Source organism: Weissella uvarum, from assembly GCF_016908785.1.
Taxonomy (GTDB): domain Bacteria; phylum Bacillota; class Bacilli; order Lactobacillales; family Lactobacillaceae; genus Weissella; species Weissella uvarum.
The window spans coordinates 1-15,346 of the sequence record NZ_JAFBEO010000002.1 but is presented as its reverse complement, the minus strand read 5'-3'; the positions used below and the strand labels follow the sequence as shown (position 1 = coordinate 15,346).

Sequence of the window (15,346 nt, the reverse complement as noted above, 5' to 3'; positions counted from 1 at the left end):
AAAGACGTTTTAGCGTCAAGATAAAAAAATTCACATTAAACACGGAGGTAGTTGCATGGGCGACTTTGGTATGATTGCGATAATTTTGCTTGCAGCATTGTTATCAGGAACTTTATTTAGGAAAATTGGTTTGCCGTCGGTAGTTGGTCAATTAGTTGTCGGGGTTGTGGTTGGACCAGCAATGTTGAATTGGGTTAAACCAACAAGTGATATAGAATTTTTGGCTGAAATTGGGGTAATGACCTTGATGTTTATTGCCGGACTTGAGAGTGATCTGCGGTTATTAAAGAAATATTTGATTCCTGCAATTTCAGTGGCGACATTTGGGGCTATCATTCCGGTTGCGACGTTCTACTGGTTTGGAACTTCATTTTTGCATGAATCAATTGGTGTTTCGATTTTCTTTGGAATTGTGTTTGCCGCGATGTCAACGTCAATTACTGTTGATGTCTTGAAAGAATTTAAGCGCTTGAAGACTAAAAATGGTCAAACAATTCTTGGAGCAGCGATTTTTGACGATGTGTTTGCAATTAGTTTATTGTCAGTCTTCTTAGTATTTTTTACGAATGGTGCACCGGTCGATGGACATGGTCCTTCACATGGGATTGGCATGACATTATTATTACAGGTATTATTCTTCATTCTTGCATTTTCAATTATTCGTTGGGTTGCAACACCAGTAATGAACTGGTTTGAAAAATTAGATTTCCCATATAGTGATATCTTAGGCGCTTTCATTATGTTATTTACACTGGCTAGTTTAGCAGAATTATTTGGGCTTTCAGCGATTATTGGGACTTTCTTCTCAGGTGTGGCAATTGCGGAAACAGATGTGGCTCATCGGGTGGAAAAAGCTTCCAATGTTGTATCATATACATTCTTTATTCCAATTTTCTTAGTTTCAGTTGGGCTCCATGTTCATTTAGACAAAATCATGGATTATCTACCATTGATTATTGTCGGAACGATTTTAGCCATCCTTTCAAAGTTAGTTGGTAGTGGAATGGGTGCTAAATTAACTGGATATTCCTGGGTCGACTCGGCCATCATTGGAACAGGAACAGTGCCACGGGGCGAATTCTCAATTGTTATTGCTCAAATGGGCTTGGCAGCCGGAGTTATTAATTCTGACCAACAAGGGATGCTGCTAATTATCATTATCTTGGCAACAATTATTGGTCCACTTTTGTTGCGTTATTTATTTAAATTTGATCATTCAGTTGAGGAAGAACAACCCGCTGAAGTTCAACAAAGTTAAGTTAAAAAGCCTACTCACTGAGAGCAGGCTTTTTTTAATGCCTAGTCATATTAAGAATCTCTATAAAAATCGTAACGGGCTATCTTTCTTTAAGGTGGCTATGTTAATTTGATAGGAGATGTTAATGTAAGCGTTATCAAAATGTGGAGGGGACCATGCTAAAAGAAATGGCTGTCGGTTCGACGGACCAGTTAGAACGGGCAATTAAACGAGGCGTTGCACGCATTGAATTAAATGAAAACTTAGCAGTGGGTGGCTTAACACCTAGTCAATCGATGATTGAACAAACTTTAGCAGTTGCTGATACTTTTGGAGTGCCAGTCGCTGTGATGGTACGCCCTAGGCCTGGAGACTTTGTATATTCACATCGGGAAATTGAAAAAATGTGTGACACATTGAAACGTCTACGTAGTTTAGGCGTTGAAGCAGTTACTTTTGGGGCTGTTTTGTCTGATGGCAAACTTGATCGGGCAAATATGGTGAAACTACTGGAAGCTGCCCAGCCTATGGATGTAATTTTTCATATGGCTTTTGATACGATCACTTCAGAACAACAAGTTTTTGCTTTGGATTGGTTGGAACGACATCAAGTCAAGCGAGTGTTGACCCATGGTGGCGCGATGCAGCAAACAATTCAAGAAAATTTACCGCATTTAACCTGGCTATGTCAGCAAGCACCAGCAAATTTAACCATTTTACCAGGTGGAGGAATTACGTATCAAAATTGTGAAGCAATCTGTGACTTTTTAGGTGTGGAAGAAGTTCATGGGTCAAAAATTGTTTGCTTGGACTAATGCTGAGAGGCCCCTTGGTAAAAGTAAGTGTAGATATGGTATGATAATTACTAATTGGGCCGGATTCAATCAGTTCGGCTACAAAACTTGGGGAGGAAATTTATGTTAAATATTGCTTATGTTGGTTTTGGTAAAAGTACGAATCGTTACCATTTACCATATATCGCACAGCGTCTAGATCGTTTTAACGTTAAAACAATTTATGCCCGCCATCTTGGTAAGCGTCCAGAAGATGAGGCTGCTTGGGAAGCAAAAGGGACGACTTTTACTGAAAACTTAGATGATGTTTTAAATGACAATAGTCTTGATTTAGTAGTTGTTGTTACACCAGCACCTTCGCATTTTGAGATGGTAAAAACGCTGTTAGAACATGGTAAAAATGTCATGGTTGATAAGCCAATGACACGAACATTGGAGGAAGCAAAAACGCTTGTCGGCTTAGCTAAACAAAATAATCTGTTTGTGATGCCGTTCCAGAATCGACGCTTTGACAGTGACTTTTTGACTTTACAACATGTTTTGCAAACTGGTTATGTTGCTCGGCCAATTGATTTAGAAGTGCATATGGATCATTATCGTCCAAATGATGGCGGTAAAGCAGGTGACACAATGGATGGCGATTGGTATGGGCATGGTGTTCATTTGGTTGACCAGATGGTGAGCTTGTTTGGTCGTCCTAAATTTGTGAATTATGATGTACGTGCAACCCGCATCTTAGATGCGCCATTAGATGATCAATTTGAAGCACAATTGTTTTATGATCATGCTTTTAAAGTGACTGTCCAAGCGACTGAGTTAGCAGCAGTGGCTTACCCAAAGTGGATCTTACAAGGAACAAAAGGCACATATATTAAATACAATATTGATCAACAAGAATATGATTTAAAGAGTGGCATTATGCCAGGACAGGCTAATTTTGGTTTAGATGCACCTCAAGATTATGGTCAATTGGTGTATTATAATCAGAACCATGATCGGATTGAGAAGACGGTTCCAACCATTCCGGGGGATTACGGGCGTGTTTATGATGCGGTCTATGATACGTTGGTCAACCATGCGGAAAAATTGGTGAGTGATGAACAAATGTTGAGTGTGATTGAAATTCTTGAACAAGGACTCAGCACAGATCAACCACATACCATCAAGTTATCTGATTAAGGATGAAAATAAAGCATGATTTTAAACAGTCTCAATTTAAGGAGACTGTTTTTTTGTGTAAAACCCTGAAAGCGCTTCTATGAAAATGAGGGAGATGCTATACTATGGTCAGCTAGATAGCTATAGTAAATTCTGCACCGAACCCTGAAAGCGAGGATCTTATGAAATTTAAGAATGAAGTAGAATTAGATTTGAATAATGCAACTGTTCAACAAAAGTTGACAGATGCATTCAATAAAGTAGACAGTGAAAAGGGTCAAAAGATTCCTTTAATTGTAATATGGTAAGCGTATCTATACGGATAAAACACAAGCTAGTGTTAACCCAGCCAAGAAGGCGGAAGTGATTGGCGAACTATCACTTGGTACGAAAGAAAATGTTGATGAAGCGATTAAAGCCAGTCAAGCTGCTTTTGATGAATGGAAGTTCGTACCAGCAGAGGAACGGATTGCACTTGGCGGTAAATTAGTTGATGTTATTGAAGACCACCGTTATGAGATGATTGCTTGGATGGTTGAAGAAAGCGGTAAAAACATTTCTGAAGCCGATGGTGAAATTTGTGAATTGATTGATTTCATCCATGCTTATATGATTGGTGTGGATGACTTGAAGGATGGCTTGGATTATTTGATACCCTCATCGGTCGAAGATCGTGAAGCCCGCTATATTCCAATTGGTGTTGGTGTAGCAATTTCACCTTGGAATTTCCCCGCTTCCATCCTTGGTGGCATGGTGATGGGCGCTGTCTTGGATGGAAACGGCATGTTAATGAAGCCATCGGCTGATACGGCGTTTGTTGGTTATAAGCTATTTGAAATGATTGAAGAAGCTGGGTTTCCAACAGGGTTGGTAAACTTTGTCATGGGTGAAAACGAAGAAATTGGAGACTATGTTGTTGCCCATCCACAGATTCGTTTCATTAACTTCACTGGTTCAATGAATGTTGGTTTGCACATCAATCAATTAGCAGCCACTCCTCAAGAGGGACAAAAATGGATTAAGCGTGTTGTTGCTGAAATGGGTGGTAAGAACGCAATTATTGTTGATGAAGATGCTGACTTAGATTTGGTTGCGACTGGAATTGTTCAATCAGCTTTCTTGATGCAAGGTCAGAAGTGTTCAGCTGGTTCACGTTTAATTGTCTTGGATGCAGTTTATGATGAATTGGTGGATAAGGTAAAGACAAAGATGGGTGAATTGACTCATAAGCCTGCTCGTGAAAACGGGGATGTTGGACCAGTAGTTGCCCAACATGCTTTTGATAAAATCACGAGCTACATTGACTATGGTAAGGAAAATCCTGATAAGAATACTTTCCTGGTCGGTGGTGACTATGATGAGTCAGTAGGTTGGTTTATTGAACCGACATTATTTGAAGTGACCCCAGATTCACGGATCTTCACTGAAGAAATCTTTGGACCTGTTTTGGGTGTGATGAAGGTTCAAACATATCAAGAAGATTTGGATTTGGCTAACGATACGATTTATGGCTTGATTGGAGCGGTGTATTCACAAAATGAGGAACACATTCAAGCTGCGGTTGATCATTTCTACGTTGGTAATTTGTACATCAATCATAAGACGACTGGAGCGTTGGTTTACCAACACCCATTTGGTGGTTTCAATATGTCAGGTACCGATGGTAAGACTGGAACAACGAATTATGTCTTGCAATTCTTGGAGATGCAATCAGGTACGCGGTATCACGGTTAATAAAATGTAAATTGAAAAGGTCGAAAGTGCAATTGCGCTTTCGACCTTTTTAGTATGGTAAATATTTTAGCGACAATGTGATGAGACAGCGTGTAAATTTAAAAATAATGGTGAAGGTGAGAGAAGTGTCCAGTTTAAATTGGTATTGACTTTAAAAGTTGGAAGCTAATAGCTACTTTTCGGTTTAGTCTATTTTCAAAAATGGAAAATAAAAATACTGAGAAAGTAATCGATAAAAAGTGGAAGCTAATTAATTAGAAAAATTTGCGTATTTACTTGTTCGATTTATTAATTATATAATCTCTAATTTTCCTTAAACTAAAGGTGGAAAAGTGGGTTGAATAGGTGTTCTTGAACGTTTTATGGATTGGCATACTGCATTTTAATTTATACCGGTGTAACTTTTTTAAATTTTTAAATTTCAGAGACGGTATTTTTCGAATTTTGAATTTTAAATGGCGCACACATGGTTTAATTTATCCGTGCTTCTGATAGCTACGAAAATGATCAATTTTTCAGTTAGCCATCGTAAGCACTAAAAATTGACCAAATCTATTCGTGGTCGACAAGTTAAAATATTCTTAAAGGAGAATATTATGCCGGAAAATAAGATGCACTACAAGATGTATAAATTGGGAAAGCTATGGCTTTATGCTGGAATTTCAACATTAGTCTTGGCTTCAGGAGGACTTTTATCAGGAGGCCCAGTGTCGGCTGATGAAGCTAGTACAAATTCGTAAGCGACTGAGAATTCGCTGAGTGATTCGCAAGCAGCGTTCGATGAACAAGAAGTTGATGGCGTAAAGTATACAACTCAGTCTGCTGAAGCTGCCAACGATAAAGAAGCAAGTGAAACTGCTACAGATAAGCAAGGTGTGACAGAAACAAACACTAATGCGACAAGCAAGCAAGTTGAAATCGATCCTGTGGACAAGCAGGTCGCTACTGATTCAAATAAAAAGGCACCCGCAACGTCAGTTGACAAGCAAGTGAATGCAAAAGCAACGACAAATTAAAAAGTAGGGAAACAAGCGGCTCGCACTAAGGCGGCCACAAAGGCAACAAACCAAAAGATTAGTACTCATCAAAACAAGGCTAATATAGTCAAAGCGTCTGTAAAACAGCAGCAAGTTAAAAATGAAGCAACGTTAAATCTTAAAGACCCAGCATATCCTTCAAATATGTGGGTAGATCAAAATAAGGATCATTTCACTTTTGGTGCCATGAAGGTTAAGGGCACTAATAAACAAATTATCATGTCAACTAGTCGAACAGCCAAAAATGGTACATTATTCTTCAGTGAAGTTGATGATGGTAAATTAGTTAAGAGTTACGAAGTTCAACAGGGCCAACGTGTTAAAAGTGATTGGAACTTTGAATATGTAAATCTTGGAGATTCTTTCCAAATTAATGCACCTAGAAATCAAGTGCTCAATAATTTGTTCAATAATATTGAAGTTCAACCAGATGATGGTAGTTCAAGCTTCTCATATGTTGGACGCCTGATTTCTAAGCAAAATAAGCAAGAAATTCATTTTGTGGATGCTAAAACTGGCAAAGATTTGTTATATCCAATTCGTCAAGAAGGTATGGATGGACAAATCTTTGAAGTTAATCCAAAATTGCCTGTCATTAATGGTAAGGTTCTATTAGATCGAGATAAGGCGCCTCAATCTGGTCGTCTATCACCATTTAAAAACATCGGAGATATTTGGAAAATTTCATTTGGAGACGGAACCCAAGTTACTTGGAAGTTATTAGACCATTCAGGTCGGATGGAAGGAACGGTTACTAACAATGGTCGCTATATTGGAACTTACACGTTAGAAGCTAATACAAATAAGGCAATTCCAAAGGGCGACGGTAGATACATTAATCTAATTAATCCATTTATCCCAAGTTCAGATGTCATTTATCGCTATGATGATGTTGGACGCTTGATTCCAGTTGATAAAAATGGAAAGCCAATGCCCGGAGTTGACCCTGTTCCATATCCAAATGATCCTGATAATCCTTTCACTGTTGGTGAACCTACAATTCTTAATATTCCAGGATTTAAGCCAATCGATAAGGATGGAAAGCCTTTAACACCTGGAACACCTTACCCAATTGATAAGAACAATCCAGGTGTCGACACAGAAGTGACATATATTCCAGATGTTCCAGATAAACAAACAGAGACCCCATCAACCCCCGTTGATAAGGAAACTGGTAAGGAAATCTCACATACTGGAATCGAGTTCCCTAAGTTCCCTAAGTTCCCTAAGTTCCCTAAGTTCCCAGGTAAGCCAGGTGATAAGCTAACGATTGATCCAAAGGAAATGCCTGAAATTCCAGGTTACAATAAGACTTCAAAGCCAATCGAAGTGACCATTCCAGAAGCGGGAAAGAGTATCGAAATTCCATACACGTCAAAGGATAAGAAGCCTGAACCTGAAGTTGAGATTCCTGGCAAAACGGGGTAATAAGGAGACACCGGATAAGACTCCTAAACTTGTACCTGAAGTTGAAATTCCTGGTAATACAGGTAATAAGGAGACTAATCCTAAAACAACAGAACCAGGAAATCGTACAACAGACGGTGCAAATGGAAAGTTGAATCATTTGAAGCAAATCGGGGAAAAGAGTGTTTAAGAGATGAAGAATCTTACCCCAGATGAAAAAGCAAAGGTGACAGATGCAATTTCAAATGCAAAGTCAGCAAAGGAAATTCATGAGCTTGTGATAATGCAAAGCAAGTGATATTGCCAGAAACTGGAATTAAAGAAAGCGCGGTATGGTCAATTGTCAGCGTATTACTTGCAGTTAGATTGACAAGATTTGGTGTATCACGAAAGCGCAAAGATAGTTAATTAAAAACATGTATGAATTGCGAAATTAAATAAAATGATTAAAGATCCCCTCAATAATTAGTTCAAAAAAAACTAGTTATGGAGGGGCTTTTTTCGAAAAAATAAAGGAGACAGAGATGAATGCAAGTCCACTAAGTGACAATAAAAAAAACAACCTAGTGTTGAATGACTAAGTTGTCTCTTTAATTGAAATTTGGTTGTTCTTGTCCATTATATTTTTTATGACGCAGATTAATTCTTCGATATCATACCAGTCTGGTGGGTAAGTCGGCTTATTCCAAATCACTTGATAGAGATGATAAGGATTAGATTCTAACGGAACATCACCCACATATAAATCTGTTGTTGAGCTAATTTCATTTACAATGTGCAAATTCAAATAACTGTAATCTTCTAAATTTTGCGTAACCCATTTTGTTGTATTTTGTCCTCTACAAAATGATACGCAAATCTCAACATAATCCAATTCAATTAACGGATTGAAGTCATGACTTCAATCACAATGACAAAATATAGATGCTCTAATTGAATCTGATTTAACGTAATCTTAGACTTTAAATGATCCAGCAATTCGAAAATTTTCTTTGAAACAGATGGATATACAGAAGAAAACATATCAGTTGCTTGACTAAAAGGAATTTCGTTTGAAAAGTACTGTTTTTGAATTTCAACGTAGATGGCTGAACTGAATCTAAATGCATCATCTAATGAAACAGTGTAGTTAGGGTTGACCTTGTCCAGCACCAAAATCGGTATTATGAAGCAGAATAAGGATGTTTTTCTAAACTAGTTAAATAAGAAGGAGAAATCATATGGCGGAATTATCAGCAGAAGACATTATTGAAACAATTGTAAAAGTTCCAGAGTTAACACCAGTTCGAATTGACTTAGCAGGTAATCGATTGAATGAATTGGATTTCCTTGAAGCGGCTGAGGCTTTTGCAAATACAGAGACAGCGGTCATTTATGGTGACTTAAAGGATATCCGGCCTATTTTAGAGCAAAATCATGTGCAAATTTACCATATGCAGGTTGAATTACAGGCACGTAATTCAGGAGTCCCCATGTTAAATTATGCTGATGTACCAGCGCGGATTGAACCTGGATCCATCAATCGAGATCAAGTCGTCATTGTAAAAAATGCGGTCATTATGATGGGAGCAGTCTTGGGCGGACGTGCAATTGTTGGTAATCATGCGCATATTGGAGCGAATGCAGTGCTAGCTGGTGTTGTTGAACAAACTTCAGCAAACCCGGTGCGAATTTGGCAATGATGTCTTAATTGGGGCTGGTGCAGTTGTGATTAAAGGTGTCCAAGTGGGGAAAGATGCTGTGGTGGTAGCTGGCACGGTGGTTACGCAAGATGTACCAGAAAACACATTTGTTGGGCGTGGCCGTTCAGATTTAGAAAATTCAGGCTCATTCTAGGCATGGGTTGTTTCACATAACTTGTTGAAGGGAGTTGCTTGTAATAGGGTTGAGATTGTAGAACAACTAGTGCATGATCAGGTTGTCCGAGTACCAAACGAGACGGATTTCTAATTTAAAGAGGCGATTTTTAATCATATGATTGGTTTAGTTAATTTGTGAAAAATGTTATTCTGTAACTAATGGGTCAATCGATTGGTCAAAGTTAGTGTCACAGAAATAAAGGAGTAAAATTAATGATTACAAATGGTGTCGAAATGTTGCAAAAAGCACGCGCTGAGCATTATGCTGTTCCAGCTTTTAATGTCAATAATCTAGAATGGGCTAAGGCTATTATTTTAGCCTGTGAAAAAATGCAATCACCAGTTATTATGCAGGTGACGGGTGGCGCCGCTAAATACATGGGTAACTTCAAGGTTGCACATGATTTAATTGCAGATATGTATGAAGCTTTAGGCGCAACGGTACCAGTGTCAATTCATTTGGATCATGGAACTTACGCAGAAGTCGATGAAGCCTTAGATGCAGATTTCACGTCAATTATGTTTGATGGTTCATCATTGCCGTTGGAAGAAAATGTTGCGAAAACGTCGGAAGTTGCTAAGAAAGTCCATATACATAACAAGCAATTAGAGGGTGAAGTGGGCACGATTGGCGGAGAAGAAGATGGTGTGATTGCTGATGGAGAGTTAGCATCATTGGAAGATACACTAAAGGTGGCTCAAGCTGGTGTAGACTCATTGGCAGTTGGGATCGGAAATATCCATGGACCTTATCCAGATAATTGGAAGGGCTTGAATTTAGCACATTTGAAATCTATTTCGGATATGCTATATGATAAATTAGGCTATGATTTGCCGTTGGTCTTACACGGTGGTTCAGGAATTCCGGATGATCAAGTTCAAGCAGCTATTAAGCTAGGAATTTCTAAAGTTAATGTGAATACGGAAGGACAGTTAGCTTTCCACAAAGCCATTCGTAATTTTGTGCAGGCAGATAAGGATTTGGAAGGAAAGAACTATGACCCACGTAGATTCTTAGAAACTGGTACGGAAGCTATTCAGGCGATGTGTGAAGATCGCATCACTGTCTTTGGTTCAAATGGTAAGGCGTAATAAATTTATATTTATATAAAAGTGCTGATTAATGTGAATTAGTGTTCTTTATGTCATAAATTGATTATAAAAGAAAGTGATGCTTAGTCATTTTATGAGTTATAATAGGATAATATGTTAAAAATCCAGATCAGTTAGTCAATGCAGCTTGTATAATATATTTATATTATACAAGTATAGACGATTAAAATCGTAGTTGCTAGTGAGCTAAGTTTTGCCAGGGCACTAAGATTTAAGTATATGAAATGATAATTAGGAGCAAAAACATGGATTACCTCATTAGTGATTTAACAGAGCAACCTGAAGTTGGAAATAATACTTTACTTGCTGACAAAGTGGTTTTGGAAGACTCAACCATTTGGTTTAAAGGGGAAGACAATATTGTTTATATTGATCCTGGCACAACTTTGAAAAATGTTGAAATTAATATGCGAGGAAATAACTCGCTTGTTTATATTCGAAAGACAAATCACGGGTGCCCATTTTTAGTGGATATTTATCATAATTCTGTTTTTTACATGGGGAAAAATAATTCGATTAATTTGGTTCGAGCGGCTTTTCGACTCTCAGAATATAAGAATATTTTAATTGGCGACGATAATATGATGTCGTATGATATTGATGTTCGAGTAGCTGATCCACATTTGATTTATTCAACTGAAAGTATGGATCGGGTCAATCCTAGTAAAAGTATTTATATTGGCGACCATGTTTGGATTGGCCAAAATACTCGTATTTTGAAGGGAGTTAACATTGGATCAGGTAGTATTATTGCCGCTGAATCCGTGTTAACGAAATCAGTGCCTTCTAATACAATTTTTGGTGGTAGTCCAGCTAAGCAGTTGAAACGTGATATTTTTTGGCTTCGTCCAAATGTGCATGCTTTTGATGAGAAAGATACTGCAAAATATGCACATTATGACGATCCCTGCTATATTTATGAAGCTGACGCAGAAGAACAACTTTCATTTGATACGCTTGAACAAAAACTAATGGATTTGAAGACGGCACAAGCAAAATTCGATTATCTATCACAATTAACACAGGCAAAGAATCGGTTTTATATTGAAGAATAACGGTTTCTAAATTTATAAAAAGGGCCATGCATTAAATTTAATGCATGGCCCTTTTTATTTTTTAAATTAAGTCTTGGCATAATTATGTTAGAGTCAAAGTTATTGTATGAGTTTAATATACGTACCGCTAATGTCAATATGCTCCTATGTCAATAAATGGTACATAAATAGTTAGACAGCCATCCGAATTCTACTGTGATTGTACCAATACATATAATTTTCAATTTTTAGAATCAGATCATCATCGTTTTTAAACTTGGTTAAACAAACTCACGTTTGAGAATCGAATGAAAAGCTTCGATTGGACCGTTATCATATGGATGTCCTTTCAGCGAATACGAATGACGTATTTTAAATTTATTAAGTAATCGTTCAAATTGATGACTAGTGTACTGACTCCCCATATCAGAGTGAACAAAATCTGGATTTTTATGATGAGCCAATGCCAATTTTAATGTGTCCGTAACGAGGTCGCTCGTCATTTGAGAAGCGACTTTATAAGCAATGATTTTGTGATCATCATTATTATAGACACTGCTTAAATAAACCCAGTGGCCTGGATGTTCTTCTATAATAAGTAATATCTGTTCGCCAAATTGAAGCGGTCTTTTGACAATCTTTAATTAAGTTAGGTCGTTGCGCATAATCAACATGCGTCCCAGGCTTCTTAAACCGACGGCACATGAGTGACCGAACACCAAATTGACGCATCAACCTAACTAATCGTGCTGTCCCAATCTTAATACCAAATGACCGTAAGGTCAATTGTAAGCGCGGACGGCCATAGACTTTATAATTCTCGCGCCAAATGCGCAACAGGAGGTTACTAATCCATTGATCATCTTGTGCACGTTGTGAGGGTTCATGGTGAACCCAGTTATAATACGTTTGTCGTGGAATACAAAGTTTCTGAAGAATCAATATTAAGCGGTATCCTCGTTGACGCAACTGTTGTATAAGCCTTAACCCTGTCGTGCCATTTAGCGCTTGCCGAGTAATACCGCCGCTAATTTTAAAATTTCATTTTCTTCTTTCAATTGTTCGTTCTCTTTAATTAAGGCATTAATTTCCGTTTGGTTAATTTCTATACCATTTGTTAGTTGAATGGGTTTAGCCGCTTGACCCCATTTTGAAATGGTACTTGTTGTGACACCATATTCCCGCGATAAAGCGGTCATCGATTGATGACCGTCTAAATATAATCTGACAATGCGTTCTTTAAAATCATTTGAATAATGTTTACCTGAAGATTTTTTCATAAAATAAGCTCCTATACTAATTAAATTATCTCACAAGGGGTCTAACTTTTCTTGTACCATTTATCAGTATAGGAGCAATATGATCAATTTGGCCCAATTTGAAATGTTACTTGTCTTTACACCATATTCATATGATAAAGCGATCATAGATTGATGACCATTTAAGTATAATTTGACAATGCGCTCTTTAAAATCATTTGAATAACGTTTTCCGGAAGAATTTTTCATGAAATAAGTTCCTCTACTGATTAAATTATTGCACAAGTGTTTAACTTTTCTTGTACAGTTGATCAGAATAGGGGTACTTTGGATATTTTGAACTAAGTAACGACATACTTATTCAAATTAAAAAAAATAACACGTTATGTTTTTCGGACGTTTCGTTAAAAATATTCATTTTTTGTTTTTATATTTAGTTCCTTGACATAACGCATGAAATGTGATTTTGTATTAAAATCATTGTTTATAACAGTGAATGATAGAAAAAACATTTTTAATGGTTAGTGCTATTTATAAATTGTTATTGCAGATATTTTGAATGGTTTTACCCATATTTAGATTGGGAAAACGTAATTTTTGAATTTGAGATGATTCGTCTAATGATGTCGAATGGTATATATGGATATTGATTAATCTATTAAATAATCATCATTTTTAGGGTGTTCAAGTGTTGATTCTGATGTTACGATGTCGTTACAAATGAAATATTTGTGACGTAAAATAACCAGCCTAGAAAGATGGGGTAGTAAACTATGTATTTTGATAAGATGGAAAAGCCGAAATATGCAATTCGTAAATTGAGTGTAGGTGTTGGATCAGTGATGATTGGTTTGACAATTGGCCTTAACTCAAATGTACTTGCCGATGTATCAGTACAAGAGTCAAAAGATGCCAGTTCTATTACGACCAAAAATGGTTTAATTAATGCCAAACCAGTTGAAAAGACAGTGACAAGTGAAGTGCAAAGTCAAACAAGCACTAGAAGACAAGTAACAAACCAAGTGAAGAGTGAAGATAGTAGCTTAGCAGTTAGCACAGACAAGAGTCAATCAACAAGTCAAGTCACAAGTAAGATAAGCACTGAAGCAGAACAGAGTAAAACAATCAGTGAAGAAAAAAAAGCAACATCGAGTGAATCTAAGAGCCAAGCCGTGAGCGAGGTTGGGAGCCAAACAATCAGTGAAGAAAAAAAAGCAACATCGAGTGAATCTAAGAGCCAAGCCGTGAGTGAGGTTGGGAGCCAAACAACGCTTATTACAACCAGTCAGTCAGCTAGTGGGCGTACAAATAAGGTTAATGCTTCCAACAAGGTTGGCTTAAAGGCGGCAACACGCGCAGAAGATGATTCTACTCAGATGAAGATGTTTAAGGAAAGTGCAAAATCTTCAGTTGATACGAATAAAAACTTAACTGCTGAACAAAAGGAAGAATACAAAAAAAAGATTGATGAAGCTAAAAGCGAAGAAGATGTTACTAGTATTGTTGATGAGTCAACTGCATTTAGTGAACAACAATTTAAGGATAAAATTATTGAACTTCAAGAATATGTCAGAAATAGTAAAAAATTGACGGAAAAAAACAAAGATGTGGGTGATAAGCTTGCCGCAGGTTCTTTAGATTTAGAATCACTTAACTTGGCTGATCGATGGGTTAAGGCACAAGAGATTGAAGATATTCAAAATGCTAAGGATGCTGCAAAAAAGACAATTGATACTCTGAATAACTTAACAGTGAAACAAAAACAAGATTTTAAAAATCAAGTTGATGGTTCCACAACCATCCCTCAGATTGATAAGATTGTGACAGATGCTCAAAATCTTAAGAATGAGACTGATTTAAAGGAAAAGAAAAATCAAGCTAAGAAGGATATCGATGCGCTTGGTAATCTAACAACTAAAGAAAAAGAAGACTTTAAAAACCAAGTTGATGGTGCGACGACAACTGACAGTATTGACAAGGTAGTTGACGAAGCCAAGAAACAAGATGCTAAGAATAAAGCTGATAAAGACTTGAAAGATAAGAAAGATCAAGGTAAGAAGGAAATTGACGGCATGGGTAACTTGACCGATAAGGAAAAGGAAGATGCCAAGAGACAAATCGATGGTACGACAACAACTGATGGTGTTGACAAGATTATCGACGAGACCAAGAAGCAAGCCGAAAAGAACTTGCAAGATAAAAAGGATGGTGCCAAGAAAGAAATCGACGGCATGGGTAACTTGACCGATAAGGAAAAGGAAGATGCCAAGAAGCAAATCGATGGCGCTACTACGACTGATGGTATTGATAAGATTATCGATGGCATTAAAACGGGTGACAAAGATTTACAAGACAAAAAGGATGGTGCCAAGAAAGAAATCGATGGCATGGGTAACTTGACTGATAAGGAAAAGGAAGATGCCAAGAAGCAAATCGATGGTGCGACAACGACTGATGGCGTTGACAAGATTATCGACGAGACCAAGAAGCAAGCCGAAAAGAACTTGCAAGATAAAAAGGATGGTGCCAAGAAAGAAATCGACGGCATGGGTAACTTGACCGATAAGGAAAAGGAAGATGCCAAGAAGCAAATCGAGGGCGCTACTACGACTGATGGTATTGATAAGATTATCGATGAAGCCAAGAAGCAAGCCGAAAAGAACAAGAATAATAAGGGTGATAAGAGTCTCCAAGAAAAGAAAGATGCTGCCAAG

At 37.5% G+C, this 15,346-nt stretch carries 18 protein-coding genes and 1 pseudogene; 14 read left to right on the top strand and 5 right to left on the bottom strand.

Translation table 11 applies throughout. The annotated features are described in order from the left end of the window. The first annotated feature begins 55 nt into the window (after positions 1–55). From JOC36_RS02625 to JOC36_RS02590, 9 genes are all read left to right on the top strand, one after another. Positions 56–1,258 (top strand): cation:proton antiporter, encoded by a 1,203-nt coding sequence (locus JOC36_RS02625; RefSeq protein WP_205144957.1) that lies wholly within the window; start codon positions 56–58, stop codon positions 1,256–1,258. Between the two features lie 155 nt (positions 1,259–1,413). After that, complete coding sequence (locus JOC36_RS02620) at positions 1,414–2,052, top strand: copper homeostasis protein CutC (protein ID WP_205144956.1); 639 nt, start codon at positions 1,414–1,416, stop codon at positions 2,050–2,052. Between the two features lie 102 nt (positions 2,053–2,154). Further along, entirely contained in the window at positions 2,155–3,210 is a 1,056-nt protein-coding gene (locus tag JOC36_RS02615) for an oxidoreductase (RefSeq protein WP_205144955.1), read from the top strand. A 161-nt stretch (positions 3,211–3,371) separates the two neighbouring features. After that, entirely contained in the window at positions 3,372–3,497 is a 126-nt protein-coding gene (locus tag JOC36_RS08760; protein ID WP_275585761.1) for a hypothetical protein, read from the top strand. A 4-nt stretch (positions 3,498–3,501) separates the two neighbouring features. Next, positions 3,502–4,923 (top strand): aldehyde dehydrogenase family protein, encoded by a 1,422-nt coding sequence (locus JOC36_RS02610; protein WP_338061838.1) that lies wholly within the window; start codon positions 3,502–3,504, stop codon positions 4,921–4,923. 596 nt (positions 4,924–5,519) lie between these two features. Then, positions 5,520–5,663 carry a KxYKxGKxW signal peptide domain-containing protein gene (locus JOC36_RS02605; RefSeq protein ID WP_205144953.1) on the top strand — a complete coding sequence of 48 codons (144 nt, stop codon included), beginning with the start codon at positions 5,520–5,522 and terminating at the stop codon, positions 5,661–5,663. A gap of 135 nt (positions 5,664–5,798) precedes the next feature. Continuing rightward, positions 5,799–5,939 (top strand): hypothetical protein, encoded by a 141-nt coding sequence (locus JOC36_RS02600; RefSeq protein WP_205144952.1) that lies wholly within the window; start codon positions 5,799–5,801, stop codon positions 5,937–5,939. Between the two features lie 165 nt (positions 5,940–6,104). Next, positions 6,105–7,388 carry a DUF5978 domain-containing protein gene (locus JOC36_RS02595; protein WP_205144951.1) on the top strand — a complete coding sequence of 428 codons (1,284 nt, stop codon included), beginning with the start codon at positions 6,105–6,107 and terminating at the stop codon, positions 7,386–7,388. Next, positions 7,363–7,557 (top strand): hypothetical protein, encoded by a 195-nt coding sequence (locus tag JOC36_RS02590; RefSeq protein ID WP_205144950.1) that lies wholly within the window; start codon positions 7,363–7,365, stop codon positions 7,555–7,557. The genes JOC36_RS02595 and JOC36_RS02590 overlap by 26 nt, the downstream gene beginning before the upstream one ends. Before the next feature lie 689 nt (positions 7,558–8,246). On the opposite strand, the gene JOC36_RS02585 is transcribed toward JOC36_RS02590, so the two are convergent. Then, positions 8,247–8,519 carry a hypothetical protein gene (locus JOC36_RS02585; RefSeq protein WP_205144949.1) on the bottom strand — a complete coding sequence of 91 codons (273 nt, stop codon included), beginning with the start codon at positions 8,517–8,519 and terminating at the stop codon, positions 8,247–8,249. Positions 8,520–8,587: 68 nt separating this feature from the next. On the opposite strand from JOC36_RS02585, the gene JOC36_RS02580 reads away from it, so the two are divergent. The 4 genes from JOC36_RS02580 (at position 8,588) to JOC36_RS02570 (ending at position 11,394) form a co-directional block, all read left to right on the top strand. Beyond that, a complete protein-coding gene (locus JOC36_RS02580; RefSeq protein WP_239517511.1) occupies positions 8,588–9,049 on the top strand; it encodes an LbetaH domain-containing protein in 462 nt (153 codons plus the stop codon). After that, positions 9,006–9,203 (top strand): DapH/DapD/GlmU-related protein, encoded by a 198-nt coding sequence (locus JOC36_RS08890; protein ID WP_476723323.1) that lies wholly within the window; start codon positions 9,006–9,008, stop codon positions 9,201–9,203. Before JOC36_RS02580 ends, JOC36_RS08890 begins: the two co-directional genes overlap by 44 nt. A gap of 236 nt (positions 9,204–9,439) precedes the next feature. Beyond that, positions 9,440–10,318 carry a class II fructose-bisphosphate aldolase gene (locus JOC36_RS02575; RefSeq protein ID WP_205144948.1) on the top strand — a complete coding sequence of 293 codons (879 nt, stop codon included), beginning with the start codon at positions 9,440–9,442 and terminating at the stop codon, positions 10,316–10,318. Between the two features lie 266 nt (positions 10,319–10,584). Beyond that, complete coding sequence (locus tag JOC36_RS02570; RefSeq protein ID WP_239517510.1) at positions 10,585–11,394, top strand: hypothetical protein; 810 nt, start codon at positions 10,585–10,587, stop codon at positions 11,392–11,394. 171 nt (positions 11,395–11,565) lie between these two features. On the opposite strand, the pseudogene JOC36_RS08860 reads toward JOC36_RS02570, so the two are convergent. The 4 genes and pseudogenes from JOC36_RS08860 to JOC36_RS02550 all read right to left on the bottom strand — a co-directional run. Further along, positions 11,566–11,643 (bottom strand): annotated as a pseudogene (locus tag JOC36_RS08860) (hypothetical protein); the annotation flags it as partial. A gap of 11 nt (positions 11,644–11,654) precedes the next feature. Beyond that, positions 11,655–11,900, bottom strand: coding sequence for a DDE-type integrase/transposase/recombinase (locus tag JOC36_RS08855; protein ID WP_420825615.1), 246 nt, complete (start codon positions 11,898–11,900; stop codon positions 11,655–11,657). 19 nt (positions 11,901–11,919) lie between these two features. Beyond that, positions 11,920–12,315: an IS3 family transposase gene (locus tag JOC36_RS02555; RefSeq protein WP_338061824.1), complete on the bottom strand. Its 396-nt coding sequence runs from the start codon at positions 12,313–12,315 to the stop codon at positions 11,920–11,922. Positions 12,316–12,374: 59 nt separating this feature from the next. Further along, on the bottom strand, positions 12,375–12,653 hold the full coding sequence (locus JOC36_RS02550; RefSeq protein WP_205144946.1) for a transposase: 279 nt from the start codon (positions 12,651–12,653) through the stop codon (positions 12,375–12,377). A gap of 767 nt (positions 12,654–13,420) precedes the next feature. Here JOC36_RS02550 and JOC36_RS02540 point away from each other — a divergent pair. Next, the coding region (locus JOC36_RS02540; protein WP_205144944.1) for a YSIRK-type signal peptide-containing protein at positions 13,421–15,346 on the top strand (1,926 nt) is incomplete at its 3' end.

Excerpts from the sequence above, each read along its gene's own strand:
- JOC36_RS02625 (WP_205144957.1), top strand. The coding sequence starts at position 56 with ATGGGCGACTTTGGTATGATTGCGATAATTTTGCTTGCAGCATTGTTA.
- JOC36_RS02620 (WP_205144956.1), top strand. The coding sequence starts at position 1,414 with ATGCTAAAAGAAATGGCTGTCGGTTCGACGGACCAGTTAGAACGGGCA.
- JOC36_RS02615 (WP_205144955.1), top strand. The coding sequence starts at position 2,155 with ATGTTAAATATTGCTTATGTTGGTTTTGGTAAAAGTACGAATCGTTAC.
- JOC36_RS08760 (WP_275585761.1), top strand. The coding sequence starts at position 3,372 with ATGAAATTTAAGAATGAAGTAGAATTAGATTTGAATAATGCAACTGTT.
- JOC36_RS02605 (WP_205144953.1), top strand. The coding sequence starts at position 5,520 with ATGCCGGAAAATAAGATGCACTACAAGATGTATAAATTGGGAAAGCTA.
- JOC36_RS02595 (WP_205144951.1), top strand. The coding sequence starts at position 6,105 with ATGTGGGTAGATCAAAATAAGGATCATTTCACTTTTGGTGCCATGAAG.
- JOC36_RS02580 (WP_239517511.1), top strand. The coding sequence starts at position 8,588 with ATGGCGGAATTATCAGCAGAAGACATTATTGAAACAATTGTAAAAGTT.
- JOC36_RS02575 (WP_205144948.1), top strand. The coding sequence starts at position 9,440 with ATGATTACAAATGGTGTCGAAATGTTGCAAAAAGCACGCGCTGAGCAT.
- JOC36_RS02570 (WP_239517510.1), top strand. The coding sequence starts at position 10,585 with ATGGATTACCTCATTAGTGATTTAACAGAGCAACCTGAAGTTGGAAAT.
- JOC36_RS02550 (WP_205144946.1), bottom strand. The coding sequence starts at position 12,653 with ATGAAAAAATCTTCAGGTAAACATTATTCAAATGATTTTAAAGAACGC.